The 24,139-nt window shown below is 59.8% G+C and carries 20 protein-coding genes; 16 read left to right on the top strand and 4 right to left on the bottom strand.

Annotated elements, in window-relative coordinates; translation table 11 throughout:
* Positions 1-51 precede the first annotated feature (51 nt).
* Complete coding sequence (rpsB, locus tag E3O56_RS09185) at positions 52-789, bottom strand: 30S ribosomal protein S2 (RefSeq protein ID WP_003189158.1); 738 nt, start codon at positions 787-789, stop codon at positions 52-54.
* Between the two features lie 387 nt (positions 790-1,176).
* Here rpsB and map point away from each other — a divergent pair, with 387 nt between their 5' ends.
* The 5 genes from map to E3O56_RS09160 all read left to right on the top strand — a co-directional run bounded on the left by map (position 1,177) and on the right by E3O56_RS09160 (position 8,107).
* On the top strand, positions 1,177-1,959 hold the full coding sequence (gene map, locus E3O56_RS09180; RefSeq protein ID WP_032877377.1) for a type I methionyl aminopeptidase: 783 nt from the start codon (positions 1,177-1,179) through the stop codon (positions 1,957-1,959).
* Between the two features lie 66 nt (positions 1,960-2,025).
* The gene (locus tag E3O56_RS09175) at positions 2,026-4,728 is read left to right on the top strand and encodes a [protein-PII] uridylyltransferase (RefSeq protein WP_032877378.1); all 2,703 of its coding nucleotides are present in this window, start codon (positions 2,026-2,028) and stop codon (positions 4,726-4,728) included.
* Positions 4,729-4,871: 143 nt separating this feature from the next.
* Positions 4,872-6,071, top strand: a complete 1,200-nt coding sequence (gene dapC, locus E3O56_RS09170) for a succinyldiaminopimelate transaminase (protein WP_248128117.1) — start codon at positions 4,872-4,874, stop codon at positions 6,069-6,071.
* A gap of 368 nt (positions 6,072-6,439) precedes the next feature.
* Positions 6,440-7,015 (top strand): M12 family metallopeptidase, encoded by a 576-nt coding sequence (locus E3O56_RS09165; protein WP_248128116.1) that lies wholly within the window; start codon positions 6,440-6,442, stop codon positions 7,013-7,015.
* A 240-nt stretch (positions 7,016-7,255) separates the two neighbouring features.
* On the top strand, positions 7,256-8,107 hold the full coding sequence (locus E3O56_RS09160; RefSeq protein WP_248128115.1) for a peptidase M12: 852 nt from the start codon (positions 7,256-7,258) through the stop codon (positions 8,105-8,107).
* 203 nt (positions 8,108-8,310) lie between these two features.
* On the opposite strand, the gene E3O56_RS09155 is transcribed toward E3O56_RS09160, so the two are convergent.
* On the bottom strand, positions 8,311-9,954 hold the full coding sequence (locus tag E3O56_RS09155; protein WP_248128114.1) for a Na+/H+ antiporter: 1,644 nt from the start codon (positions 9,952-9,954) through the stop codon (positions 8,311-8,313).
* A 266-nt stretch (positions 9,955-10,220) separates the two neighbouring features.
* On the opposite strand from E3O56_RS09155, the gene E3O56_RS09150 reads away from it, so the two are divergent.
* The 4 genes from E3O56_RS09150 to E3O56_RS09135 all read left to right on the top strand — a co-directional run bounded on the left by E3O56_RS09150 (position 10,221) and on the right by E3O56_RS09135 (position 13,279).
* Complete coding sequence (locus E3O56_RS09150) at positions 10,221-10,529, top strand: arsenate reductase (RefSeq protein ID WP_241092152.1); 309 nt, start codon at positions 10,221-10,223, stop codon at positions 10,527-10,529.
* Between the two features lie 31 nt (positions 10,530-10,560).
* A complete protein-coding gene (gene dapD / locus E3O56_RS09145; protein ID WP_032877456.1) occupies positions 10,561-11,595 on the top strand; it encodes a 2,3,4,5-tetrahydropyridine-2,6-dicarboxylate N-succinyltransferase in 1,035 nt (344 codons plus the stop codon).
* A gap of 68 nt (positions 11,596-11,663) precedes the next feature.
* Positions 11,664-12,869, top strand: coding sequence for a cysteine desulfurase (locus tag E3O56_RS09140; RefSeq protein ID WP_248128113.1), 1,206 nt, complete (start codon positions 11,664-11,666; stop codon positions 12,867-12,869).
* Positions 12,866-13,279 (top strand): SufE family protein, encoded by a 414-nt coding sequence (locus E3O56_RS09135; RefSeq protein ID WP_103733446.1) that lies wholly within the window; start codon positions 12,866-12,868, stop codon positions 13,277-13,279. The genes E3O56_RS09140 and E3O56_RS09135 overlap by 4 nt, the downstream gene beginning before the upstream one ends.
* Before the next feature lie 411 nt (positions 13,280-13,690).
* Here the strand turns inward: E3O56_RS09135 and tcdA are convergent, their stop codons facing one another.
* On the bottom strand, positions 13,691-14,506 hold the full coding sequence (gene tcdA, locus E3O56_RS09130) for a tRNA cyclic N6-threonylcarbamoyladenosine(37) synthase TcdA (RefSeq protein ID WP_032877460.1): 816 nt from the start codon (positions 14,504-14,506) through the stop codon (positions 13,691-13,693).
* Between the two features lie 211 nt (positions 14,507-14,717).
* Between tcdA and E3O56_RS09125 the strand changes: the two genes are divergently transcribed.
* The 4 genes from E3O56_RS09125 (at position 14,718) to E3O56_RS09110 (ending at position 19,957) form a co-directional block, all read left to right on the top strand.
* Positions 14,718-17,309 (top strand): glycosyltransferase, encoded by a 2,592-nt coding sequence (locus tag E3O56_RS09125; protein WP_005785555.1) that lies wholly within the window; start codon positions 14,718-14,720, stop codon positions 17,307-17,309.
* A 254-nt stretch (positions 17,310-17,563) separates the two neighbouring features.
* Positions 17,564-18,715 (top strand): succinyl-diaminopimelate desuccinylase, encoded by a 1,152-nt coding sequence (dapE, locus tag E3O56_RS09120; RefSeq protein WP_005785553.1) that lies wholly within the window; start codon positions 17,564-17,566, stop codon positions 18,713-18,715.
* Positions 18,715-19,524, top strand: coding sequence for a putative RNA methyltransferase (locus tag E3O56_RS09115; RefSeq protein WP_248128112.1), 810 nt, complete (start codon positions 18,715-18,717; stop codon positions 19,522-19,524). Before dapE ends, E3O56_RS09115 begins: the two co-directional genes overlap by 1 nt.
* A 55-nt stretch (positions 19,525-19,579) precedes the next feature.
* On the top strand, positions 19,580-19,957 hold the full coding sequence (locus E3O56_RS09110; RefSeq protein ID WP_032877463.1) for a hypothetical protein: 378 nt from the start codon (positions 19,580-19,582) through the stop codon (positions 19,955-19,957).
* A gap of 71 nt (positions 19,958-20,028) precedes the next feature.
* Here E3O56_RS09110 and E3O56_RS09105 read toward each other — a convergent pair whose 3' ends face one another.
* Entirely contained in the window at positions 20,029-20,238 is a 210-nt protein-coding gene (locus E3O56_RS09105; protein ID WP_003219353.1) for a cold-shock protein, read from the bottom strand.
* Positions 20,239-20,418: 180 nt separating this feature from the next.
* On the opposite strand from E3O56_RS09105, the gene plsB reads away from it, so the two are divergent.
* The 3 genes from plsB to E3O56_RS09090 are packed head-to-tail and all read left to right on the top strand — an operon-like array spanning position 20,419 to position 24,107.
* Positions 20,419-22,938 (top strand): glycerol-3-phosphate 1-O-acyltransferase PlsB, encoded by a 2,520-nt coding sequence (gene plsB / locus E3O56_RS09100; RefSeq protein WP_032877465.1) that lies wholly within the window; start codon positions 20,419-20,421, stop codon positions 22,936-22,938.
* A 51-nt stretch (positions 22,939-22,989) separates the two neighbouring features.
* The gene (locus tag E3O56_RS09095; RefSeq protein WP_248128111.1) at positions 22,990-23,391 is read left to right on the top strand and encodes a YbaY family lipoprotein; all 402 of its coding nucleotides are present in this window, start codon (positions 22,990-22,992) and stop codon (positions 23,389-23,391) included.
* 26 nt (positions 23,392-23,417) lie between these two features.
* Entirely contained in the window at positions 23,418-24,107 is a 690-nt protein-coding gene (locus E3O56_RS09090; protein ID WP_005785540.1) for a DUF4197 domain-containing protein, read from the top strand.
* Positions 24,108-24,139: the final 32 nt, after the last annotated feature.

The following is a 24,139-nucleotide window of genomic DNA, read 5'->3' as shown; positions in this document are numbered from 1 at the left end:
AAAGGGGGCCAAGCCCCCTTTTTGCTTACTGAGTCAACGCCAGGGCGTCAGTTACTCAGCGGCAGCTACCGGAGCTTCTTCAACGAACTGCTCGGTACCGCCAGCAACGTGGTTGCGGCCACGGATTACAGCGTCAGCCATCGAACCCATGTACAGCTGGATAGCGCGGATTGCGTCATCGTTGCCTGGGATGATGTAGTCAACGCCTTCCGGGCTGCTGTTGGTATCGACTACGCCGATAACCGGGATGCCCAGCTTGTTGGCTTCGGTGATCGCGATGCGCTCGTGATCAACGTCGATAACGAACAGTGCGTCAGGCAGACCGCCCATGTCCTTGATACCACCCAGGGAACGATCGAGCTTTTCCAGGTCACGGGAGCGCATCAGCGCTTCTTTCTTGGTCAGCTTGGCGAAAGTACCGTCTTCGGCTTGCACTTCAAGGTCACGCAGACGCTTGATGGAAGCACGGATGGTTTTGAAGTTGGTCAGCATGCCGCCCAACCAGCGGTGATCGACGTACGGCGAACCGCAACGTGCTGCTTCTTCAGCAACGATCTTGCCAGCGGAACGCTTGGTGCCGACGAACAGGATCTTGTTTTTGCCCTGGGCCAGACGCTCTACGAAAGTCAGAGCTTCGTTGAACATTGGCAGGGTTTTTTCAAGGTTGATAATGTGAATCTTGTTACGCGCGCCGAAAATGTATTTACCCATTTTCGGGTTCCAGTAACGGGTCTGGTGACCGAAGTGCACACCGGCCTTCAGCATATCGCGCATGTTGACTTGGGACATGATAGTTCCTTAATAAGTCGGGTTTGGCCTCCACGTATCCCAATGACCAACCAGCGGCATCAAGGCCTCCGGCACCCAGGTCATCGTGTCGACACGTGTGTGGATTTAAGCTTTTCGGGGTATCCCCGGAAAGCGGCGCATTTTATACCACAGCAAGGGCGAAAACGAAACCCGCAATCACACCTGACCGCAGCGATCTGTGCGCAAGCCGTTGAATAGAGCGGATTTACCCCCACCCTATAGATAGAAGCGATCGTCAGGGGCTCATGGTTTACCGCCCGCGTCTGTTAGAATCGCGTTTTTTGTGGCTTGTGCGAATTCAGCAACCTTTTGTCGCACGCCCGTAAACCGTATTGATTTCAGCGCGTCGCGCTAGAGAGAGCCTGTATGACCGTTAGTTTGAAAACCGCCGAAGACATCGCCGGCATGCGCATCGCCGGCAAACTGGCCGCTGACGTGCTGGAAATGATTGCAGAGCATGTAAAGCCGGGCGTCACCACCGAAACCCTGAACCAGATCTGCCACGACTATATCGTCAATGTGCAAAAGGCCATCCCTGCGCCGCTGAACTACAAAGGCTTCCCCAAGTCGATCTGCACCTCGGTCAACCACGTGGTGTGCCACGGCATTCCCGGTGACAAGCCGTTGAAGGACGGCGACACCCTGAACATCGACGTCACCGTGATCAAGGACCGCTACTTCGGCGACACCAGTCGCATGTTCCACGTCGGCAACGTGCCGGTCTGGGCCGAGCGCCTGTCCCAGGTGACCCAGGAATGCATGTACAAGGCCATCGAAATAGTCAAGCCAGGCTGCCGCCTGGGTGACATCGGTGAAGTGATCCAGAAGCACGCCGAAAAGAACGGCTTCTCGGTGGTGCGCGAATTCTGCGGCCACGGCATCGGCACCGTGTTCCACGAAGAACCACAGATCTTGCACTACGGCCGCGCCGGCACCGGCATGGAACTCAAGGCAGGCATGACCTTTACCATCGAGCCGATGATCAACCAAGGCAAGGCCGATACCAAGGTGCTGGGCGACGGCTGGACCGCTATCACCAAGGACCGCAAGCTCTCGGCCCAGTGGGAACACACGCTGCTGGTCACCGAAACCGGCTACGAGATCTTCACGTTGCGCGCAGACGACACCATTCCTCGCGTTTCGGCGTGAGGGTTGCTTCGGTTTTCCAGCTTCAACCGTGTGACTGACTCAATAGATAGATAGGAAAGCCGACCGATGCCCCAGGTGGATCCCGAACTCTTCGACCGTGGCCAGTTCCAGGCCGAGCTGGCATTGAAGGCGAGCCCCATCGCCGCCTTCAAGAAAGCCATCCGCCAGGCGCGCGAGGTGCTCGACGCGCGTTTTCGCAGTGGTCGGGACATCAGACGACTGATCGAGGACCGCGCCTGGTTCGTCGATAACATCCTGCAGAAAGCCTGGGAACAGTTCAGCTGGAGTGCAGACGCCGATATCGCCCTGGTGGCGGTCGGCGGCTACGGTCGCGGCGAACTGCACCCCTACTCCGACATCGACCTGTTGATCCTGCTGGACAGCGCCGACCACGAAACCTTTCGTGATTCCATCGAGCGTTTTCTGACATTGCTGTGGGACATCGGCCTGGAAGTCGGCCAGAGCGTGCGCTCGGTGGATGAATGCGCCGAAGAGGCCCGTGCTGACTTGACGGTGGTCACCAACCTGATGGAAAGCCGCACCATCTGCGGCCCCGAGCGCCTGCGCCAGCGCATGCTCGAAGTCACCAGCACCGCACACATGTGGCCGAGCAAGGATTTCTTCCTGGCCAAGCGCGCCGAACAGAAGGCGCGGCACCACAAGTACAACGACACCGAATACAACCTGGAACCCAACGTCAAAGGGTCCCCGGGCGGGCTGCGGGATATCCAGACGATTTTGTGGGTGGCGCGCCGCCAATACGGCACGCTGAACCTGCGCGCCCTGGCTGGCGAAGGCTTCCTGGTGGAGAGCGAAAACACCCTGCTGGCCTCGTCCCAGGAGTTCCTGTGGAAGGTGCGCTACGCCCTGCACATGCTCGCCGGGCGCTCCGAGGACCGCCTGCTGTTCGATCACCAACGCTCCATCGCCACCCTGCTGGGCTTTGAGGGCGAAGACGCGAAGACCAGCATCGAAAGCTTCATGCAACAGTACTATCGGGTGGTCATGAGCATTGCCCAGCTCAGCGACCTGATCATCCAGCACTTCGAGGAGGTGATCCTGGCCCCCGAAGACGAAGCGCCGCCGCAGCCGATCAATGCGCGCTTCCAACTGCATGACGGTTATATCGAAGCACGTAACGACAACGTGTTCCGCCGCACCCCGTTCGCCATGCTGGAAATCTTCGTGCTGATGGCCCAGCAGCCGGACATCAAAGGCGTGCGCGCCGATACTATCCGTTTGCTGCGGGAAAACCGTCACCTGATCGACGACGAATTTCGCAACGACATCCGCAATACCAGCCTGTTTATCGAACTGTTCAAGTGCCGCATCGGCATCCACCGCAACCTGCGGCGCATGAACCGCTACGGCATTCTCGGGCGCTACCTGCCGGAGTTCGGCTTTATCGTCGGGCAAATGCAGCACGACCTGTTCCACATCTACACCGTCGATGCCCACACCCTGAACCTGATCAAGCACCTGCGTAAGTTGCAGTACACCCAGGTGTCAGAGAAATTCCCACTGGCCAGTAAACTGATGGCCAAGCTGCCCAAGCCTGAGCTGATCTACCTGGCGGGCCTGTATCACGACATCGGCAAGGGTCGCCATGGCGATCACTCGGAAATCGGTGCAGTGGACGCCGAAGCCTTCTGCCAGCGTCACCAGTTACCCCTGTGGGACAGCCGTCTGATTGTCTGGCTGGTGCAAAACCACTTGGTGATGTCGACCACTGCCCAGCGCAAGGATTTGTCCGATCCACAGGTAATCCACGATTTCGCAGGCATCGTCGGCGATGAAACCCGTCTCGACTATCTTTATGTGCTGACCGTCTCCGACATCAACGCCACCAACCCCACGTTGTGGAACTCCTGGCGCGCCAGCCTGTTGCGCCAGCTGTACACCGAGACCAAGCGCGCCCTGCGCCGCGGCCTGGAGAACCCGGTGGACCGCGAAGAGCAGATCCGTCGCACCCAAAGTGCGGCCCTGGATATTCTGGTACGCGGTGGTAACGACCCGGACGACGTCGAACAGCTCTGGTCGCAACTGGGCGATGATTATTTCCTGCGCCACACCGCCGGCGACGTGGCCTGGCACAGCGATGCGATCCTGCAGCAGCCGGCCGACGGTGGCCCGCTGGTATTGATCAAGGAAACCACCCAGCGCGAATTCGAAGGCGGCACGCAGATCTTCATCTACGCGCCGGACCAGCACGACTTTTTCGCCGTGACCGTGGCCGCCATGGACCAGCTCAACCTGAACATCCATGACGCTCGGGTCATCACCTCCAGCAGCCAGTTCACCCTCGACACCTACATCGTGCTCGACACCGACGGCGACTCTATTGGCGATAACCCGGCGCGGGTGAAAAAGATCCGCGAAGGCCTGACCGAAGCCCTGCGCAACCCGGACGATTACCCGACCATCATCCAACGCCGGGTACCACGCCAGCTCAAGCATTTTGCCTTTGCGCCCCAGGTGACCATCTCCAACGATGCCCAGCGACCGGTGACGGTGCTGGAACTCAGCGCGCCGGATCGCCCGGGCCTGCTGGCGCGTATCGGCGGGATTTTCCTGGAGTTCGACCTGTCGTTGCAGAATGCCAAGATTGCGACCCTCGGCGAACGGGTGGAAGACGTGTTCTTCATCACCGACGCTGATAACCAGCCGCTGTCCGACCCTGAGCTGTGTCGCCGCCTGCAGGATGCGATCGTGGAACAATTGAGCGTGACCCAGGAACCCGGCGTTGAGCTGACCCGACTGACTATTTGAATTCTTAACTTTGTGAACACGAGTCATGTGGGAGCTGGCTTGCCTGCGATGCAGACACCTCGGTCCGTCAGGTCGACCGCAGTGATGCCATCGCAGGCAAGCCAGCTCCCACAGGGGCCGCGCTCACCGTGATAGAGGCTTATATGAACAACGCCCTTAACCAGTTGCAGCCCTACCCTTTCGAGAAACTGCGCGCCCTGCTCGGCAGCGTGACGCCGAACCCGGACAAACGCCCGATTGCACTGTCCATCGGCGAGCCCAAGCACAAGTCCCCGACCTTTGTCGCCGAAGCGCTGAGCAACAACCTCGACCAGATGGCGGTGTACCCCACCACCCTGGGCACCCCTGCTCTGCGTGAAGCCATCGGCGCCTGGTGCGAACGCCGCTTCAATGTGCCCAAGGGCTGGTTGGACCCGGCGCGTAACATCCTGCCGGTCAACGGTACCCGTGAAGCCCTGTTCGCCTTCACCCAGACCGTGGTCAACCGTGGCGACGATGCGTTGGTGGTCAGCCCCAACCCGTTTTACCAAATCTACGAAGGCGCCGCGTTCCTGGCCGGGGCCAAGCCGCATTACCTGCCGTGCCTGGATAGCAATGGCTTCAACCCGGACTTCGACGCCGTCTCCCCCGACATCTGGAAACGTTGCCAAATCCTGTTCCTGTGCTCCCCAGGCAACCCGACCGGCGCGCTGATCCCGGTCGACACACTGAAAAAACTCATCGCCCTGGCCGACGAATACGACTTCGTGATCGCCGCCGACGAATGCTACAGCGAGCTGTACTTCGACGAACAAACCCCGCCGCCGGGCCTGCTCAGTGCCTGCGTCGAGCTGGGGCGCCAGGACTTCAAGCGTTGCGTGGTATTCCACAGCCTGTCCAAGCGTTCCAATCTGCCGGGCCTGCGTTCGGGCTTCGTGGCCGGCGACGCCGACATCCTCAAGGCCTTTTTGCTGTACCGCACCTACCATGGTTGCGCGATGCCGGTGCAAACCCAGCTAGCCAGCATCGCTGCCTGGCAGGACGAGGCCCATGTACTGGCCAACCGTGATCTGTACCGCGAGAAGTTCGAGGCGGTGCTAGCCATTCTCAAGCCGGTACTGGATGTACAAAACCCGGACGGTGGCTTTTACCTTTGGCCGAATGTAAACGGAGACGACGCCGCGTTCTGCCGTGATCTATTTGTGGAGGAACACGTGACCGTAGTGCCGGGCTCTTACCTGTCGCGGGAGGTCGACGGCTTCAACCCAGGTGCAGGGCGCGTGCGCCTGGCGCTGGTCGCTCCACTGACCGAATGCGTGGAAGCGGCCGAGCGGATGCGCAATTTCATCCAGCGTCGGCGCTGACCTGCCTGGCCTGCGCGCGCCCTGGAGCGCACAGGCCTTTTCCCAGCAATATTTGCTCATACCGCTGCTAGGAACTTTTTCGTCGTTTCGAACGAATCAACAAAGACAACCACCGGAAATATGAGTCAGCCCCCTACGATCCGGACTCAATCATGCACTATGCGCCAGAATCCCGTCCCCAAGGCTTGATCACCCGATATCGCATTACCAGTGCGACAATCTTGCGAATAAAACACATGAACATAACGCCTTTCCCCTCCAACCCAGCCCCCCTCCACCCGCAGCCTCGCACCGAAGATATCCCGGCACCCGAAGCAGGGCGAATCAAAAGAGGCTTGGCAAAAATCTATAACCTCTGGAGGCCCGGCGTGGTCACCGTGGCCCTGGACCTGCGCGATCAGAAAAGCAAGACGCTGATGGTGGACGCGATCCGCGAATGGGCACACCACACACCGGCTCTGCGCTTTCACATTGTCGACGGAAAGAAGGGAGATATCCGTATTTCTGACGACGAAGGGTTAAAGGGCAACTGGTCTTATTTCGGCACAGATGCCAAGTCTGCGGATAAAGACAAGCCAACCATGCACTTGGACAGGACCGACGATTCGAAGAAGTTTCGCAGCTCCGCCCTGCACGAATTTGGCCACGCCCTCGGCTTGGTACACGAACACCAACACCCACAAAACACTGTCGACTGGAACGCCTCAGCGGCCTACGAATACTACATCCGCGACTCTTTTTCCCGAGAGCAGGTCAACGCGCAAATACTTGGCACCCTCTCCGGCCCCGGTATCCTGGCCACGCCCTACGACCCTAAATCCGTGATGCACTATAGAATCCCGATGAGTTTGAGGAACAAAGGGCAAGGCATTCCAAAAAATACCTCACTGTCCTCAGGGGACAGAAACATTGCGCAAGAAATCTACGCCGTTGCGCCCACCTAAGGCGCCTAGAGGAAAGCCCCCCGCAGCCCAACATCAGGGCTCAGTTTGGCCTCACTCATGGTCAACTCATCCACTACTACGCGCAAACCTTATTACCAGAATGGTTCAATATAAAAGCCATGGGACCGTGCGCAACTTCGGGCAGTTTTAGGAAACTTTCAGATACACTCGACGAGGAACTTTTCGTACGGTTTTGACGAATAAAGCGGTATCTCAAACCCAACCATTATAGGATCCAAAATGATTAACGGTGTTTCCTCTACCCCGTTTTATCCTAGCCCCAATACCTCGGTCAGCGACAACGCCGCAAGCGAAACCCAGACCCAGGCGCTCACAAGAAATCGACGGAGTATCGGAGTCCCATCCACCTACTGGCCACAAAACAGCACCATCAAAATCGCCATATACGACTTAGATATGGACAGTGAATACGTAAAAACGCTCAAAAAGGCAGCCAGCGCCTGGCTGCCTCATATCAATCTCAAGTTTGAATTTGTCTCAGGTTCAGTAGGCGACGTTCGCATCATGCGAAACAGTGACGGTAACGAAGGTGCGGAAAGCGAAATAGGCACGGAGGCGCGCAACGTCCCCCTTGACAAACCAACCATGAAACTCCCGCCAGACCATACAGATGACTTTTTCAAAACAGCTGTGAAACACGAGTTTGGACACATGCTGGGCGCTCACCACGACCATCAACATCCAGATTCCGGTATTCCCTGGAACCCCGACGCGGCTTATGATTACTATAAGAGGCTTGCTAACTTCACCAAAAAAGAAGTAGACGAAGACGTACTACCACTACCACGCGACAATAAAAAATACGATTTTGGGCCCTACGACCGTGACTCGATCATGCACTACCCCATCAGTCCGTATGTTACGGATGGTCAGTGGTCCCAAGGAAATAACGACTCACTAACGCCACGCGATATTGATTGGGCAAGAAAGACCTACCCGCGCAAGGATACTGATTCAGACACACTTCACGACCATCTACCCTTTTCATCTCGGATGGAAAAAAATATCGCCCACGGGGGTGATCAACAGTCAATTCGTAAATTTTCACCCAAGGGACATATAGTACCGTAAGCCGAGACTTTCACTCCAGCAGTCAGGTAGTACAAAGATGCCGAACGCTACTACCTGACCTCTCATACTTTACCAACGTCGACACTCTCGGCATCGTATATTTAATTCATAAACAGCTTACAACGTGTTTTCTGATGGCGACAAACAGATCACACACTGCCTTTACACACATACTCGTCGAATAAACTGTTAATACACGAGAATCACTTCAACACCCCAAGACTCACCTCATTCATATCCAACTCCGCCAGCACTTCGCGCAACACATCATCGCCAATTTGGTGATCGCGACTGAGGGTATACAACTCAAGGCGCTGCGCACGGAGTGCCTTGAGGCGCATTTTACGCTCCAGTTGGTCCATATGCTGCGCCAGGGCCTGGGCTTCGGCCGAGTCGTTGAACACGTCCAACTGATGCCGATACTCCGCCATGATCCGCGCCTTGAGCTCAGTGGCCAGGGCGGCCTGGGTGGCATCCTGGGATTCGGGTTCTGCGGGTTCCTCAGCTTCCAGGGCATGAATGGCGGCCACGGCGGTTTTTTTCCAGGCTTCCCGAACTTCGTTATGACGCTTTTCATCGAGGCTTTTTTCGATGCCGCGCAGCAGCAATGGCAAGGCGATGCACGCGGCAACCAGTGACAACAGAATCACGCCGGCCGCAATGAAGATCAGCAGGTCGCGCTCGGGAAAGTCCTGGCCTGGCGCAAGCAGCAACGGCACCGACATCACACCCGCCAAGGTCACTGCACCGCGCACACCGCCGACGGTCAATAACCAGCAGGACCGTGCGGTAGGTACGAGTGTCAGCTTGCTTTTCCCACGCAAGCGACGCAACAGACCTGACAGCCGCCAGATGCTCTGCACCCAGATAAAGCGCAATACCACTAGCACCAGGAAGGTCGCCACCACATCCAGGCAGCGATACATCAAGGTGGGCCACAGCGTGGTTTCATGGCTGACCACGGCCTTGATGATGTCTGGCAGTTGCAGGCCGAGCAGCAGGAAGATCAAACCGTTGAAGGCGAACTCCAGCAACGACCACACACTGCGATTGAGCAACCGCGTACTGGTCTGGCGCGGCAGCAGGTCGAGCCAGCTCTGCATCATGCCCGCCGCCACCGCCGACAAAATGCCCGAAGCGCCCAGGCGCTCAGCCAACACGTAGGCAGCAAAGGGCAACAACAGCATGAACACCACATGGGTCGCGGGGTCATCCCAGCCCCGTGCAATCATCCACGCGCGCAGACGGCCGACCAGCCAGCTCAACGCCACCCCGACCGCCAAGCCGCCCACGGCGACCAATACAAAGGTCAGGCTGGCATCCGCCAGGGAAAACACCCCGGTCAACGCCGCCGCCAGGGCAAACTTGAAGGTCACCAGGCCTGACGCGTCATTCATCAGCGCCTCGCCTTGAAGCATGTGCATCAGCGGTTTAGGCAAGCGATTCTGAGAAATGGCCGACACCGCCACGGCATCCGTCGGGGATAAAACCGCCGCAAGGGCAAAGGCCACCGGCAAGGGGATCGAGGGCAGCAACCAATGAATGAAGTAGCCGGCGCCGACCACGGTAAACAGCACCAGGCCCACCGCCAATGTCAGAATCGGGCCACGCAGGCGCCACAATTCGCGCTTGGGCATGCGCCAGCCATCGGAAAACAACAGCGGCGGCAGAAACAGAAACAGGAACAGCTCCGGGTCCAACGCCACATGCAGCCCCAATGTGGGCCAGGCCAGCAAGGCACCGGCGGCAATCTGTAGCAAGGGCAACGGTAGCGGGATGATGCGTCCGACCAGACGCGAAAAGCTGACCAGCATCAGCAGGATAAGAACGGTGTAGGCGGTTTGCATAACGCGGGTTTCCCGGACAATCGACTTGCAACGACACATCAGGCAACAACTGGCCGTTGAAGTGCCATATTACCCCGCTATGTTACTCGCCTAAGCCGCGCACCGGCTTTTGCACAAAAGTCGCAGGATGCTGACGAGCGGCGCCGAAACCGGCTGGTCGTGGCATAATCCGTGATCTTTCATTTTTCATTGGTCCAAAGGGGGGCAATTCCTTGACCGCTTCAAGCAAAACCCTGCACCTTTTCGGCATCAAAGCCTGCGACACCATGAAAAAGGCGCGCACCTGGCTCGATGAGCACGCGCTGAGCTACGAGTTCCATGACTACAAAACGGCCGGTATCGACCGTGAACACTTGACCCAATGGTGCAACGAGCACGGTTGGCAGGTGGTTTTGAACCGTGCGGGCACCACCTTTCGCAAACTCGAAGACGAACGCAAAGCCGATCTCGATCAGTCGAAAGCCATTGAATTGATGCTCGCACAACCCTCGATGATCAAGCGCCCGGTGCTTGATCTCGGTGACAGAACCCTGATTGGCTTCAAGCCAGATAGTTATTCGGCGGCCCTCAAGTAGGCCAGCCTTCCATTTTTGTAGAGGTAACAGCATGTCCAATTCCCTGTTCAGCCTGGGCTTCGGCGTCGGCACTCAGAACCGCCAAGGCGCTTGGCTGGAAGTGTTTTACGCACAACCGTTGCTCAACCCGTCGGCCGAGATCGTTGCCGCCATTGCGCCGATCCTGGGTTACACCGAGGGCAACCAGGCGATCACGTTCACCATCAGCCAAGCGCTGCAACTGGCAGATGCACTCAAGAACGTCGACGCCACTCAAGCCGCGCTGCTGAATCGCCTGGCTGAAAGCCACACCCCACTGGTTGCCACACTGCTGGCCGAAGACGCCGCGCTGACCTCCACGCCAGAGGCCTACCTCAAGCTGCACTTGCTGTCCCATCGCCTGGTCAAGCCTCACGGCCTGAACCTGGCAGGCGTGTTCCCGCAGTTGCCGAACGTGGCCTGGACCAGCCAGGGCGCCATCGACATCGCCGAACTTGCCGAGCGCCAGCTCGAAGCGCGTCTGCGTGGCGAGCTGCTGGAAGTGTTCTCGGTGGACAAGTTCCCGAAAATGACCGACTACGTGGTACCGGCCGGCGTGCGCATCGCTGACGCTGCGCGTATCCGCCTGGGCGCCTACGTGGGCGAAGGCACTACCGTGATGCACGAAGGCTTCGTCAACTTCAACGCCGGCACCGAAGGCCCGGGCATGATCGAAGGCCGTGTATCGGCAGGCGTGTTCGTCGGCAAGGGTTCGGACCTGGGCGGCGGCTGCTCTACCATGGGCACCCTGTCGGGCGGCGGCAATATCGTGATCAAGGTGGGCGAAGGCTGCCTGATTGGCGCCAACGCCGGCACCGGTATCCCGTTGGGCGACCGCAACACCGTGGAGTCGGGCCTGTACATCACCGCCGGCACCAAGGTTGCGCTGCTTGACGAGCAGAACCAGTTGGTCAAGGTGGTCAAGGCGCGCGAGTTGGCCGGTCAACCGGACCTGCTGTTCCGCCGCAATTCCGAGACCGGTGCCGTGGAGTGCAAAACCCACAAATCGGCCATCGAACTGAACGAAGCGCTGCACGCTCACAACTAAGCAGCCACTCGATGCCACTAGCGGGCCGCACCTTCGGGTGCGGCTCGCTTATACGAGTCTTGATCACCATGCTTGTGCCCTCCCCCTGGCGCGCCGATTTCCCGGCGATCGCCACCCTGCAAAGGCAAGACCAGACCTATCTGGACAGCGCCGCCACCGCCCAAAAACCCCAGGCCCTGCTGGATGCCATCAACCATTACTACGCCAATGGCGCAGCCAATGTGCACCGCGCCCAGCATTTGCCGGGGGCCCATGCGACCCAAGCCTTTGAGGACAGTCGCAGCAAGGTCGCGCAGTGGTTGAATGCAGGCGACAGCGGGCAGGTCGTATTCACCCACGGCGCAACCTCTGCGCTGAACCTCTTGGCCTATGGCCTTGAGCACCTATTCAATGCGGGCGATGAGATAGCCATCAGCGCCCTGGAACACCACGCCAACCTGTTGCCCTGGCAGCAATTGGCCAAACGGCGTGCGCTGACGCTGGTGGTATTGCCCCTGGACGATGACGGCGTGATCGACCTGCAAGCCGCCGCATCATTGATCGGCCCGCGCACGCGCCTGCTGGCGGTGAGCCAGTTGTCCAACGTGCTGGGCACCTGGCAGCCGCTGGAAGCGCTACTGGCACTGGCGCAGGCAAACGGTGCCATGACTGTTGTGGATGGCGCCCAAGGCATCGTGCATGGTCGCCACGACGTACAGGCCCTGGGCTGCGATTTCTACGTATTTTCCAGCCACAAGCTCTACGGCCCGGACGGCGTCGGCGTGCTGTTCGGTCGCAACGCTGCCCTGCATCACCTGCGCCACTGGCAGTTTGGCGGCGAGATGGTGCAGCAGGCAGATTATCAAGGCGCCAGCTTCCGCCCTGCCCCACTGGGGTTCGAAGCCGGTACGCCGCCCATTGCCGGCGTGATCGGCCTGGGTGCCACCCTGGATTACCTGAGCTCACTGGATCAGCACGCCGTGACCGCCCATGAAGCGGCACTGCACGACTATTTGCTGCGCGGGCTGAAAGCACGCAATGGCGTGCGCGTACTGGGATCACCGCAAGCAGCGCTGGTGAGCTTTGTGGTGGACGGTGTGCATAACGCCGACCTGGCTCACCTGTTGACCGAGCAAGGCATCGCCGTGCGCGCCGGGCATCACTGTGCAATGCCACTGCTCAAGGCCATGCACTTATCCGGCGCCATTCGAGTGTCCCTGGCGCTGTACAACGACTCCGATGACCTGGAGCGCTTCTTTGAAGCGTTGGACCAGGCGCTGGATATGTTGCGATGAGCTTGCCAGTGGACGCGATGGCTGCGCTGCAGGCATTCCAGGCTGTCGGCGGTTGGGAGCAGCGCGCGCGGATGCTGATGCAATGGGGCGAGCGACTGCCCGCGTTGGCGGATGATGAAAAGGTCGACGCCAACCTGGTGCAAGGCTGTGAAAGCCTGGTGTGGTTGGTGGGGCATTTGCAGGACGGCCATTGGCAGTTTGCTGCCAGCAGCGAGGCGCGAATGATTCGCGGGTTGGTGGCGCTGTTGCTGGCGCGGGTCAATGGGTTGTCGGCTGATGAACTGCAAGCGGTGGATTTGCCGGGTTGGTTTGCACAACTGGGCCTGTCCCGGCAGCTGTCACCATCGCGCACCAACGGCTTGAATGCAGTCCTGCAACGTATGCGCGAACTAAGCCATACACACAACTGAATGTGGGAGGGGGCTTGCTCCCGATGGCGGCGTATCAGCCACCAGATCTATCAATCTGACACTCCAACTTGATAGCAACCGACGGTAACCACGATGCGAAGCGAGCCGCTCTTGATCTCGATCTTAGGCGCCCCGTTAAACCACGCTGGCCCAAATCCATGGCGGATTGCGGGCACACCGAGCCTAAGCGAGGTGCCGAGTGGTGGGGCAAGAGCCCTTTTGGTTACTTTTGGCTGGGCCGGCATTCCGGGCTCTTTTCCAAAAGTGACCCGCTGTAAAAGCGGAACCAATAGCGGCCGTTACCTAAATAACGGATATGTACTCGGTCTAATCCAACATCCTGGTCGGCCCTGAGGCCGCCATCGGGAGCAAGCCCCCTCCCACATTTTGAACGGTGTGAAACTCTGAGACTCAGAGGGGCTTGACCCGCTCCGAAGGTCTGCGCACCCCAGCCACAATCTTGTCCACCGCCTTGGTCGCCGCCACCATCCCGAAGGTAGCCGTGACCATCATCACCGCGCCAAACCCGCCCGCGCAGTCCAACTTTACGCCGTCGCCAACAAAACTCTTCTGCAAACAGATGCTGCCGTCCGGCTTCGGATAGCGCAGTTGCTCGGTGGAAAACACGCACGGCACGCTGTAATGACGGGTGACGGTGCGCGAGAAACCGTAGTCGCGGCGCAGGGTGGAGCGCACCTTCGAGGCCAGCGGGTCATTGAAGGTGCGGTTCAGGTCGCACACCTGGATCAGCGTCGGGTCAATCTGCCCGCCAGCGCCGCCGGTGGTGATGATCTGGATCTTGCGGCGCTTGCACCAGGCAATCAGCGCCGCCTTGGCGTTGACGGCGTCGATGCAGTCGATCACGCAGTCGATATTCGGGGTGATGTACTCCGCCATGGTGTCGCGGGTGACGAAATCCGCCACGGCATGCACGGTGCAATCCGGGTTGATGCCTCGCAGGCGCTCGGCCATCACTTCGACCTTGGGCTTGCCCACGGTGCTGTCCAGGGCGTGCAACTGGCGGTTGCTGTTACTCACGCAGACATCGTCCAGGTCAAACAGCGAAATCTCGCCCACCCCGCAACGGGCGATCGCTTCCGCCGCCCAGGAGCCCACGCCGCCGACGCCGACAATCGCCACATGGGCCGCTTTCAAGCGTTCCAGCCCTTCGATGCCGTACAAGCGGGCGACGCCTGCAAACCGCGGATCTTCTGTACTCATGATCATTACCCCAAAAACCGGCGCGCATTATGGACTACAGCGCGACAAGTTCGAAGCTTCCAGCTACAAGTAAAGAACTTAGGTGGACTTTCGCAGACTAACGTCCGGCTTTTCTCTGTCTGCTATACGCTCAGGGAAAGGCCGGTGTAGGATGCGCGCCGTTCGGCGTAGGCCGACACCTCTTTTCGTTCCGCACCTTTTGGAACCTGACATAACCATGGCATCGCGTAAATTTGGACTCAACCTGGTGATCGTGCTGGCCATCGCCGCGCTGTTCACCGGTTTCTGGGCGCTGATCAACCGCCCGGTCACCGCTCCCAACTGGCCTGAACAGATCTCCGGGTTTTCCTACTCGCCGTTCCAGCAAGGCCAGTACCCGCAGAAGAATCAGTTTCCGACTGAAGAGCAGATGCGTCAGGACCTTGCGATCATGAGCAAGCTGACGGACAACATCCGTACCTACTCGGTCGATGGCTCCCTGGGCGAAATCCCCAAGCTGGCCGAAGAGTTCGGACTGCGCGTGACCCTGGGGATCTGGATCAGCCCGGACCTTGAACGCAACGAGCGTGAAATCCAGCGTGCCATCGAGATCGCCAATAACTCGCGCAGTGTCGTGCGCGTGGTGGTCGGCAACGAAGCCTTGTTCCGTGACGAAATCACCCCTGAAGCGCTGATTGTGTTGCTGGACCGCGTGCGCGCTGCCGTGAAAGTGCCGGTGACCACTTCCGAACAATGGCACATCTGGGAAAAGAACCCGCAACTGGCCAAGCACGTCGACCTGATCGCCGCGCACATCCTGCCGTTCTGGGAGTACATCCCGATGGACAAGGCCGGCCAGTACGTACTCGACCGTGCCAAGGATCTGAAGAAAGCCTTCCCAAAAAAGCCGCTGCTGCTGTCGGAAGTTGGCTGGCCGAGTAACGGCCGTATGCGCGGTGGTAATGAATCGTCGCCGGCTGACCAGGCCATTTACCTGCGCACGCTGGTAAACAAGCTTAACCGCCAGGGTTACAACTACTTCGTGATCGAGGCCTTCGATCAGCCGTGGAAAGTCAGTGACGAAGGCTCGGCAGGTGCTTACTGGGGCGTGTTCAACGCCGCGCGCCAGCAGAAATTCAATTTTGAAGGCCCGGTCGTTGCTATCCCGCAATGGCGGGTGCTGGCCATCGGCTCGGTGGTGCTTGCACTGCTGTCCCTGACCCTGTTGATGATCGACGGCTCGGCGCTGCGCCAGCGGGGCCGGACCTTCCTGACCTTTATTGCGTTTCTGTGCGGGTCGGTACTGGTATGGATCGGCTACGACTACAGCCAGCAATACAGCACCTGGTTCAGCCTGATCGTCGGCGTGTTGCTGGCCCTCGGTGCTCTCGGCGTATTTATCGTGTTGCTGACCGAAGCCCACGAACTGGCGGAAGCGGTATGGACCCACAAGCGCCGGCGTGAATTCCTGCCGGTAGAAGGCGATTCGGACTACCGTCCGAAAGTGTCGATCCACGTGCCGTGCTACAACGAGCCTCCGGAGATGGTCAAACAGACCCTCGACGCCCTGGCTGCCCTCGACTATCCGGACTACGAAGTCCTGATCATCGACAACAACACCAAGGACCCGGCGGTATGGGAACCGGTGCGCGACTACTGCGAAACCCTGGGCCCGCGCTTCAAGTTTTTCCACGTCGCACCCCTGGCTGGTTTCAAGGGGGGCGCGTTGAATTATCTGATCCCGCACACCGCCAAGGATGCCGAAGTGATCGCGGTGATCGACTCGGACTACTGCGTGTCACCCAACTGGCTCAAGCACATGGTGCCGCACTTCGCCGATCCGAAAATCGCCGTGGTGCAGTCGCCCCAGGATTACCGCGACCAGAACGAAAGCACCTTCAAGAAGCTCTGCTACGCCGAATACAAAGGCTTCTTCCATATCGGCATGGTTACCCGCAACGACCGTGACGCGATCATCCAGCACGGCACCATGACCATGACCCGTCGCTCGGTGCTTGAGGAACTGGGCTGGGCCGACTGGTGCATCTGTGAAGACGCCGAACTGGGCCTGCGCGTGTTCGAGAAAGGCTTGTCGGCAGCGTACTACCACGACAGCTACGGCAAGGGCCTGATGCCGGATACCTTTATCGACTTCAAGAAACAGCGTTTCCGCTGGGCCTACGGCGCGATCCAGATTATCAAGCGTCACACCGCCAGCCTGATACGTGGCAAAGACACCGAATTGACTCGCGGCCAGCGCTACCACTTCCTCGCGGGCTGGTTGCCGTGGGTAGCGGATGGCATGAACATCTTCTTTACCGTCGGCGCGCTGTTGTGGTCGGCGGCGATGATCATCGTGCCGACACGGGTCGACCCGCCGTTGCTGATTTTCGCGATCCCGCCGTTGGCGTTGTTCGTGTTCAAGGTCGGCAAGATCATCTTCCTCTACCGTCGTGCCGTAGGGGTGAACTTGAAAGATGCGTTCTGCGCGGCCCTGGCCGGGTTGGCGCTGTCCCATACCATCGCCAAGGCGGTGTTGTATGGCTTCTTCACCACCAGCATTCCGTTCTTTCGCACGCCGAAAAACGCGGACAACCATGGCTTCTGGGTAGCGATCTCTGAAGCCCGCGAAGAAATGTTCATCATGCTGCTGCTGTGGGGCGCCGCGCTGGGGATCTACCTGGTGCAGGGCCTGCCAAGCAATGACATTCGCTTCTGGGTCGTGATGTTGCTGGTGCAGTCGCTGCCCTACGTGGCTGCGCTGATCATGGCGTTCTTGTCGTCGCTGCCGAAACCGGCGCCGAAGGCTGAGCCCGCCACGGCTGTGTAAAAACTTGCGCAATGCACTAAACGGCGGCCTCTGGCCGCCGTTTTGCTATAAGATAACGGCCCTTTTGTGAGACTTGGCCTGGCCCAATTCTATGTGGGGGCTGGCTTGCCTGCGATGCAGACGCCGCGGTCTGACAGGCACACCGCAGTGATGCTATCGCAGGCAAGCCAGCTCCCACATTGGAATTGCGTCGCTCCAGGCTCGATATTTCCACATTCGTCCTGCGCCCATCACACGCTTTCCGGAGTTTCCCCATGACGGCCCATGCCGACCTTTCGCCGACCCTTCAACTGGCCATCGACCTGATCCGTCGCCCCTCGGTCACGCCGATCGATGCCGATTGCCAGAAGCTGATGATGCAGCGCCTGGGCGACGCCGGTTTTGCGCTTGAACCGATGCGTATCGAAGACGTAGACAATTTCTGGGCCACCCACGGCAAGCACGAAGGCCCGGTGCTGTGCTTCGCCGGCCATACCGACGTGGTGCCGACCGGCCCGGTGCAGGCCTGGCAGAACGACCCATTCGACGCCTTGATCGATGAAAACGGCATGCTTTGCGGCCGTGGCGCGGCAGACATGAAAGGCAGCCTGGCGGCGATGCTGGTGGCGGCGGAACGCTTTGTCACCGACTACCCGGACCACAAGGGCTCGGTCGCCTTCCTGATCACCAGCGACGAAGAAGGCCCGGCGCATCACGGCACCAAGGCCGTAATCGAACGCCTGGCTGCACGCAAGGAACGCCTGGACTGGTGCATCGTCGGCGAACCGTCGAGCACCACCCTGGTGGGCGATGTGGTCAAGAACGGCCGTCGTGGCTCCCTCGGTGCCACCTTGACCGTACGCGGCGTACAGGGCCACGTGGCTTACCCGCACCTGGCGAAGAACCCGATCCACCTGGCTGCAGCGGCTCTGGCCGAGTTGGCTGCCGAGCATTGGGATGACGGCAACGCCTTCTTCCCGCCGACCAGCTTCCAGATTTCCAACCTCAATTCCGGCACCGGCGCCACCAACGTGATCCCCGGCGACCTGACGGCGGTGTTCAACTTCCGCTTCTCGACCGAATCCACCGTCGAGGGCCTGCAACAGCGGGTCGCGGCCATCCTGGATAAACATGGCCTGGACTGGCATGTGGATTGGGCGCTGTCGGGCCTGCCGTTCCTCACCGAGCCGGGTGCGCTGCTGGATGCAGTATCTGCCAGTATCAAGGCGATCACCGGGCGTGAGACCAAGGCGTCCACCAGCGGCGGTACTTCCGATGGGCGCTTTATCGCCACGCTGGGCACCCAGGTGGTCGAGCTGGGCCCGGTCAACGCGACCATCCACCAGGTCAACGAACGCATCCTGGCCAGCGACCTCGATGTGCTGACCGAAATCTATTACCAGACCCTGATCAAGTTGCTCGCCTGATGCTTGCCTGCCCCATTTGCAGCGCACCGCTCAACGCGGTGGACAATGGCGTGGCGTGCCCGGTCGGGCACCGTTTCGACCGTGCGCGCCAGGGCTACCTGAACCTGTTGCCGGTGCAGCACAAGAACAGCCGCGACCCGGGCGACAACCTGGCCATGGTCGAGGCACGCCGTGACTTCCTCAACGCCGGGCACTACGCCCCGGTGGCCAAGCGCCTGGCCGAGCTGGCCGCCGAGCGCGCACCGCAGCGCTGGGTCGACATCGGCTGTGGCGAGGGTTACTACACCGCGCAAATTGCCGAGGCGCTGCCCGACGCTGATGGCTATGCCCTGGATATATCCAAGGAAGCGGTCAAGCGCGCGTGCAAACGCAACCCGGCGCTGACCTGGTTGATCGCCAGCATGGCCCGAGTACCCTTGGCCGATGCCAGCTGCCAGTTCCTCGCGAGCGTGTTCAGCCCGTTGGACTGGCAAGAAGCCAAGCGCCTGCTCAGCCCCGGCGGCGGCTTGATGAAGGTCGGCCCGACCAGCGGCCACTTGATGGAACTGCGCGAGCGCCTGTACGACGAAGTGCGCGAGTACACCGATGATAAACACCTGGCCCTGGTGCCGGAGGGCATGAGCCTGGCGCACAGTGAAACCCTTGAGTTCTCCCTGAGCCTGGCCGAGCCTGCCGACCGCGCCAACCTGCTGGCCATGACGCCTCATGGCTGGCGGGCCAGTGCCGAGCGCCGCGCCGAAGTGATTGAGGCGGCCGAGCCGCTGCAGGTCACGGTGTCGATGCGCTACGATTATTTCGTGCTTCAATAGCTGACTTTACAAATATCCGCGAATGGATTTTCGAATCCCGCAACGAGGAACATCCATGCGCCAACCCGATATCGAGATTTACCTGAAAGACGCCGACGTCGATCACAAGGCCATCGCCGCCTGGCTGGGCGCCGCCCTGGGCCCTTGCTCCGACTGGGTCCAGAGAGGCCAGACCTACAAGTGCAAGGCCGGCAGCGTGCCAGTTACCTGGCTACCCAAGGCTGTAGGCAAATGGAACAGCCTGTACCTGGAAAGCGACCAGACCCCGTGGGACGACGACATCGCCTGCGCCCGCGCCGCGTTTGCCGCATTGAATGTTGAAGTGCGCTGCGCACCGGGGACGTGGGTTGAGGAAGAAGGCGAGGAAAGTGCCGATACCTGGATTCGCATCAGCGTAGACGGTGAAGAGCAGATCACCTGGAAGACCACCTGATCCTGATCTGTAAACCCAATCAAAAGTGTGGGAGGGGGCTTGCTCCCTCCCACATTGGTTCAGTGCTGAACTTACAAACCGACCACATCCTCTGCCTGCAAGCCCTTCTCCCCCGTCACCACGGCGTATTCCACCTGCTGGCCTTCGGCCAACGAGCGGTGGCCTTCACCGCGAATGGCGCGGTAGTGCACAAACACGTCCTTGCCGTCTTCACGCTGGATAAAGCCGTAGCCCTTTGCATCGTTGAACCACTTCACATTGCCGGTTTCGCGCGTTGCCATCTGTTCACTCCCACTGGTTTTTTATTGTTGAGTCGCACGTATTGAACTGCCGAGTATAAGACAGGCTCAAAAACCATCAACTCAAGTTTACATCGCTGCTTTTTTGCCGATTTTCGGTGAATACGGCACACTACCTGCCCGAGCATCTGCTCGGTTTTTTCCACTTGAAGCAGTTCGCCTATGACCCGCTCCCCGTTCCGCCGTCTGGTGTTTGGCACCTTGCGCCGACTGTTGTACCTCTGGGTTCGCTCGGAGACGATCAACCAGTCGTCCCTCACCCTTAACCTGGACCGCAGCCGGCCGGTTTTCTACGTCCTGCAATCACCCTCCCTCACCGAGTTGGCGGTGGTCGATGCCGAGTGCACCAAGGCCGGCTTGCCGCGCCCGGTGCTGCCAGTGTCGGTAGGCCCATTGATGGAGCCCGCGGCGTTCTTCTATCTCACGCCGGATCCGGATTGGCTCGGCCGCCAGGACAAGCGCGGTGCACCGCCCACCCTGACACGCCTGGTCAATACCCTCACCGAGCACGCCGAAGAGAATGCACAAATCATTCCCGTCAGCGTGTTCTGGGGTCAGTCTCCTGCAAGCGAGTCCAGCCCGTGGAAACTGCTGTTTGCCGACAGTTGGGCAGTGACCGGGCGTCTGCGCCGGTTGCTGAGCATCCTGATCCTGGGGCGCAAGACCCGCGTGCAATTCTCCGCGCCAATCAACCTGCGTGAATTGATCGAGCACAATAAAGGTCACGAACGCACCGTGCGCATGGCCCAGCGCATCCTGCGCGTGCACTTTCGTAACCTGAAGACGGCAGTGATCGGTCCCGACCTGTCTCACCGCCGTAACCTGGTGAAGGGGCTGGTGAATATGCCGCTGGTGCGCCAGGCCATTTTTGATGAAGCCGAACGAGAAAAAATCTCTGCGGAAAAAGCCAAGGCCCTGGCGCTGCGCTACGGCAACGAGATTGCCTCGGACTACACCTACACCGCGATCCGTTTTCTGGAAGTGGTGCTGAGCTGGTTCTGGAACAAGATCTACGACGGTATCAAGGTCAATAACATCGAAGGCGTGCAGAAGGTGGCCCAAGGCTACGAGGTGATCTATGTGCCTTGCCACCGCAGCCACATCGACTACCTGCTGCTGTCGTACCTGCTGTTCAAGAACGGCCTGACCCCGCCGCACATCGCGGCCGGTATCAACCTCAACATGCCAGTGATCGGCAGCCTGCTGCGCCGTGGCGGTGCGTTTTTCATGCGCCGCACCTTCAAGGGCAATCCGCTGTACACCTCGGTGTTCAATGAATACCTGCACACCCTGTTCACCAAGGGGTTCCCGGTGGAGTACTTCGTCGAAGGCGGCCGCTCGCGCACGGGGCGCATGCTGCAACCGAAAACCGGGATGCTGGCGATTACCCTGCGCAGCTTCCTGCGCTCCTCGCGTATGCCGATCGTGTTCGTGCCGGTGTATATCGGCTATGAACGCGTGCTCGAAGGCCGCACCTACCTCGGCGAATTGCGTGGCGCGAGCAAGAAGAAAGAGTCGATCTTCGATATTTTCAAAGTGGTCGGCGCCCTCAAGCAGCGCTTCGGCCAGGTCGCGGTCAACTTCGGTGAGCCGATCAAGCTGGCCGAATTTCTCGACGCCGAGCAACCGGACTGGCGCGCCCAGGAACTGGGCCCGAACTACAAGCCGGCGTGGCTCAACGAAACCACCAACCGCCTTGGCGAGCAGGTGGCGCGGCACTTGAACGAAGCCGCGGCGATCAACCCGGTGAACCTGGTGGCCCTGGCCCTGCTGTCGACCACACGCCTGGCCCTGGATGAACAAGCCATGGCGCGCCAGCTCGACCTGTACCTGGCGCTGCTGCGTCGCGTGCCCTACTCGCCCCACACGACCTTGCCGGAGGGCGATGGCCTGGCGCTGATCAAGCACGTCAAGGACATGAAGCTGCTGTCGGAACAAAGCGACGCCTTGGGCAAGATTGTCTACCTGGACGAACAGAACGCCGTCCTGATGACCTACTACCGCAACAACGTGCTGCATATCTTCGCCCTGCCGGCGTTGCTGGCGAGCTTCTTCCAGAGCAGCTCGCGGATGAGCCGCGAACAGATCCTGCGCTACACCCGTGCGCTCTACCCGTACCTGCAATCGGAGCTGTTTATTCGCTGGTCGCTGGAAGAGTTGGACACCGTGGTCGACCAGTGGCTGGACGCGTTTGTCGAACAAGGCCTGCTGCGCTTCGAAAACGCTGTGTACCTACGCCCGGCGCCGAGTTCGCGACAATTTGTGCTGTTGACGCTGTTGTCCAAGAGCATCGCCCAGACCCTGCAACGGTTCTACATGGCGATATCGCTGCTGCTCAACAGCGGCCAGAACAGCATCAGCGCCGAAGAACTGGAAGACCTGTGCACGATCATGGCCCAGCGCCTATCAATCCTGCACGGTCTCAACGCCCCGGAGTTCTTCGATAAGAGTCTTTTCCGACATTTTATTCAGACGTTGCTGGAGCAAGATGTGCTGCGTCGCGATGAAGCCGGCAAGCTGGGCTATCACGACCTGCTCGGCGAACTGGCCGAAGGCGCCGCCAAACGCGTGCTGCCGGCCGATATTCGCCTGTCGATCCGCCAGGTGGCCTTGCACCGCGTAGATGGCGCAGCCGAAGCGCTGGCGCAAGCAGAAGCGGTCACACCTGAACAAAGCCGTTAGATTGACTGAGGCACCGGGCGGATTCCGGCGCCGTTGAAAAGGAGCTGCACCATGAAAAAGATCATTCTCCTGGGCCTGACCGCCCTGCTCGGAGCCTGCCAATCAATGACCCCAACCCCGAAAGCCAGCCTCGACGGCGAAGTGTTCTATCTGCAACGTATTGCCCTGCCGCCTGCTGCCACCTTGAGCGTCAGCCTGCAAGATGTGTCCCTCATGGACGCCCCGGCCGTGACCCTCGCCGAACAGAAAGGCCCGGTCAAAGGCCAGGTGCCGTTGCCGTTTCACCTGAGCTACGACCCGGCCCAGGTCAAGCCAGGCCATACTTACTCGGTCAGCGCTCGCATCGAACTGGAGGGCACGCTACTGTTCATCACTACAGAGCGGCACGCCGTGCAACTCAATGGCCAGGATCCACAGCCGCTGCGTCTGCGGGTTGATGCGGTCGCACACTGATCAATTCACGTCATAAGGAAGCGCCCATGCTCCGCAAATCTCTTCGCCTCACCGCCCTGTGTGCCGGCTTGCTGTTCGGTGCCAACGCCATGGCCCTCGACCTTGGCAGCCTGTCCCAGGGCGACGCCAGCGGCGGCCTGAAGGATGCCTTGACCCAAGGTGCGCAGATTGCCGTCAAACAACTGGGCAAGCCCGGTGGTTTCAGCAACAACCCGGAAGTAAAAATCGGCCTGCCAGGCAAGCTCGGCAAAGTCGCCGACAAGCTGAAAATGTTCGGCATGGGTGACCAGGTCACACAGCTGGAAACCAGCATGAACGCAGCGGCTGAAACCGCCGTGACCCAGGCCCAGCCGATTCTGGTCAATGCGGTGAAAAACATGAGCGTGACCGACGCCAAGGGCATTCTCAGCGGTGGTCAGGACTCTGCCACCCAATACCTGAACAAAAGCAGCCGAGAGGAAATCCGCGCCAAGTTCCTCCCCATCGTCAAGGCCGCTACCGACAAGGTCGGCGTGGCTCAGCAGTACAACGCCCTGGCCGGCAAGGCCGCGGCCTTCGGCGCCGTGGATGCCAAGAGCGCCAACGTCGAAAACTACGTGACCGAGCAAGCGCTGGATGGTTTGTTCAAGATGATTGCGCAGCAGGAAGAGACGATTCGCAAGAATCCGGCGGCGGCTGCCACCAGTTTGGCAAAGAAGGTGTTTGGAGCGCTGTAACCCCGCACTACGACCCTACTGCGCCAAGGCCG

This window comes from Pseudomonas sp. W2Aug9 (assembly GCF_023127755.1).
In the GTDB taxonomy this organism is placed as follows: Bacteria; Pseudomonadota; Gammaproteobacteria; order Pseudomonadales; family Pseudomonadaceae; genus Aquipseudomonas; species Aquipseudomonas synxantha_A.
This window is presented reverse-complemented; position numbering and strand designations above follow the sequence as displayed.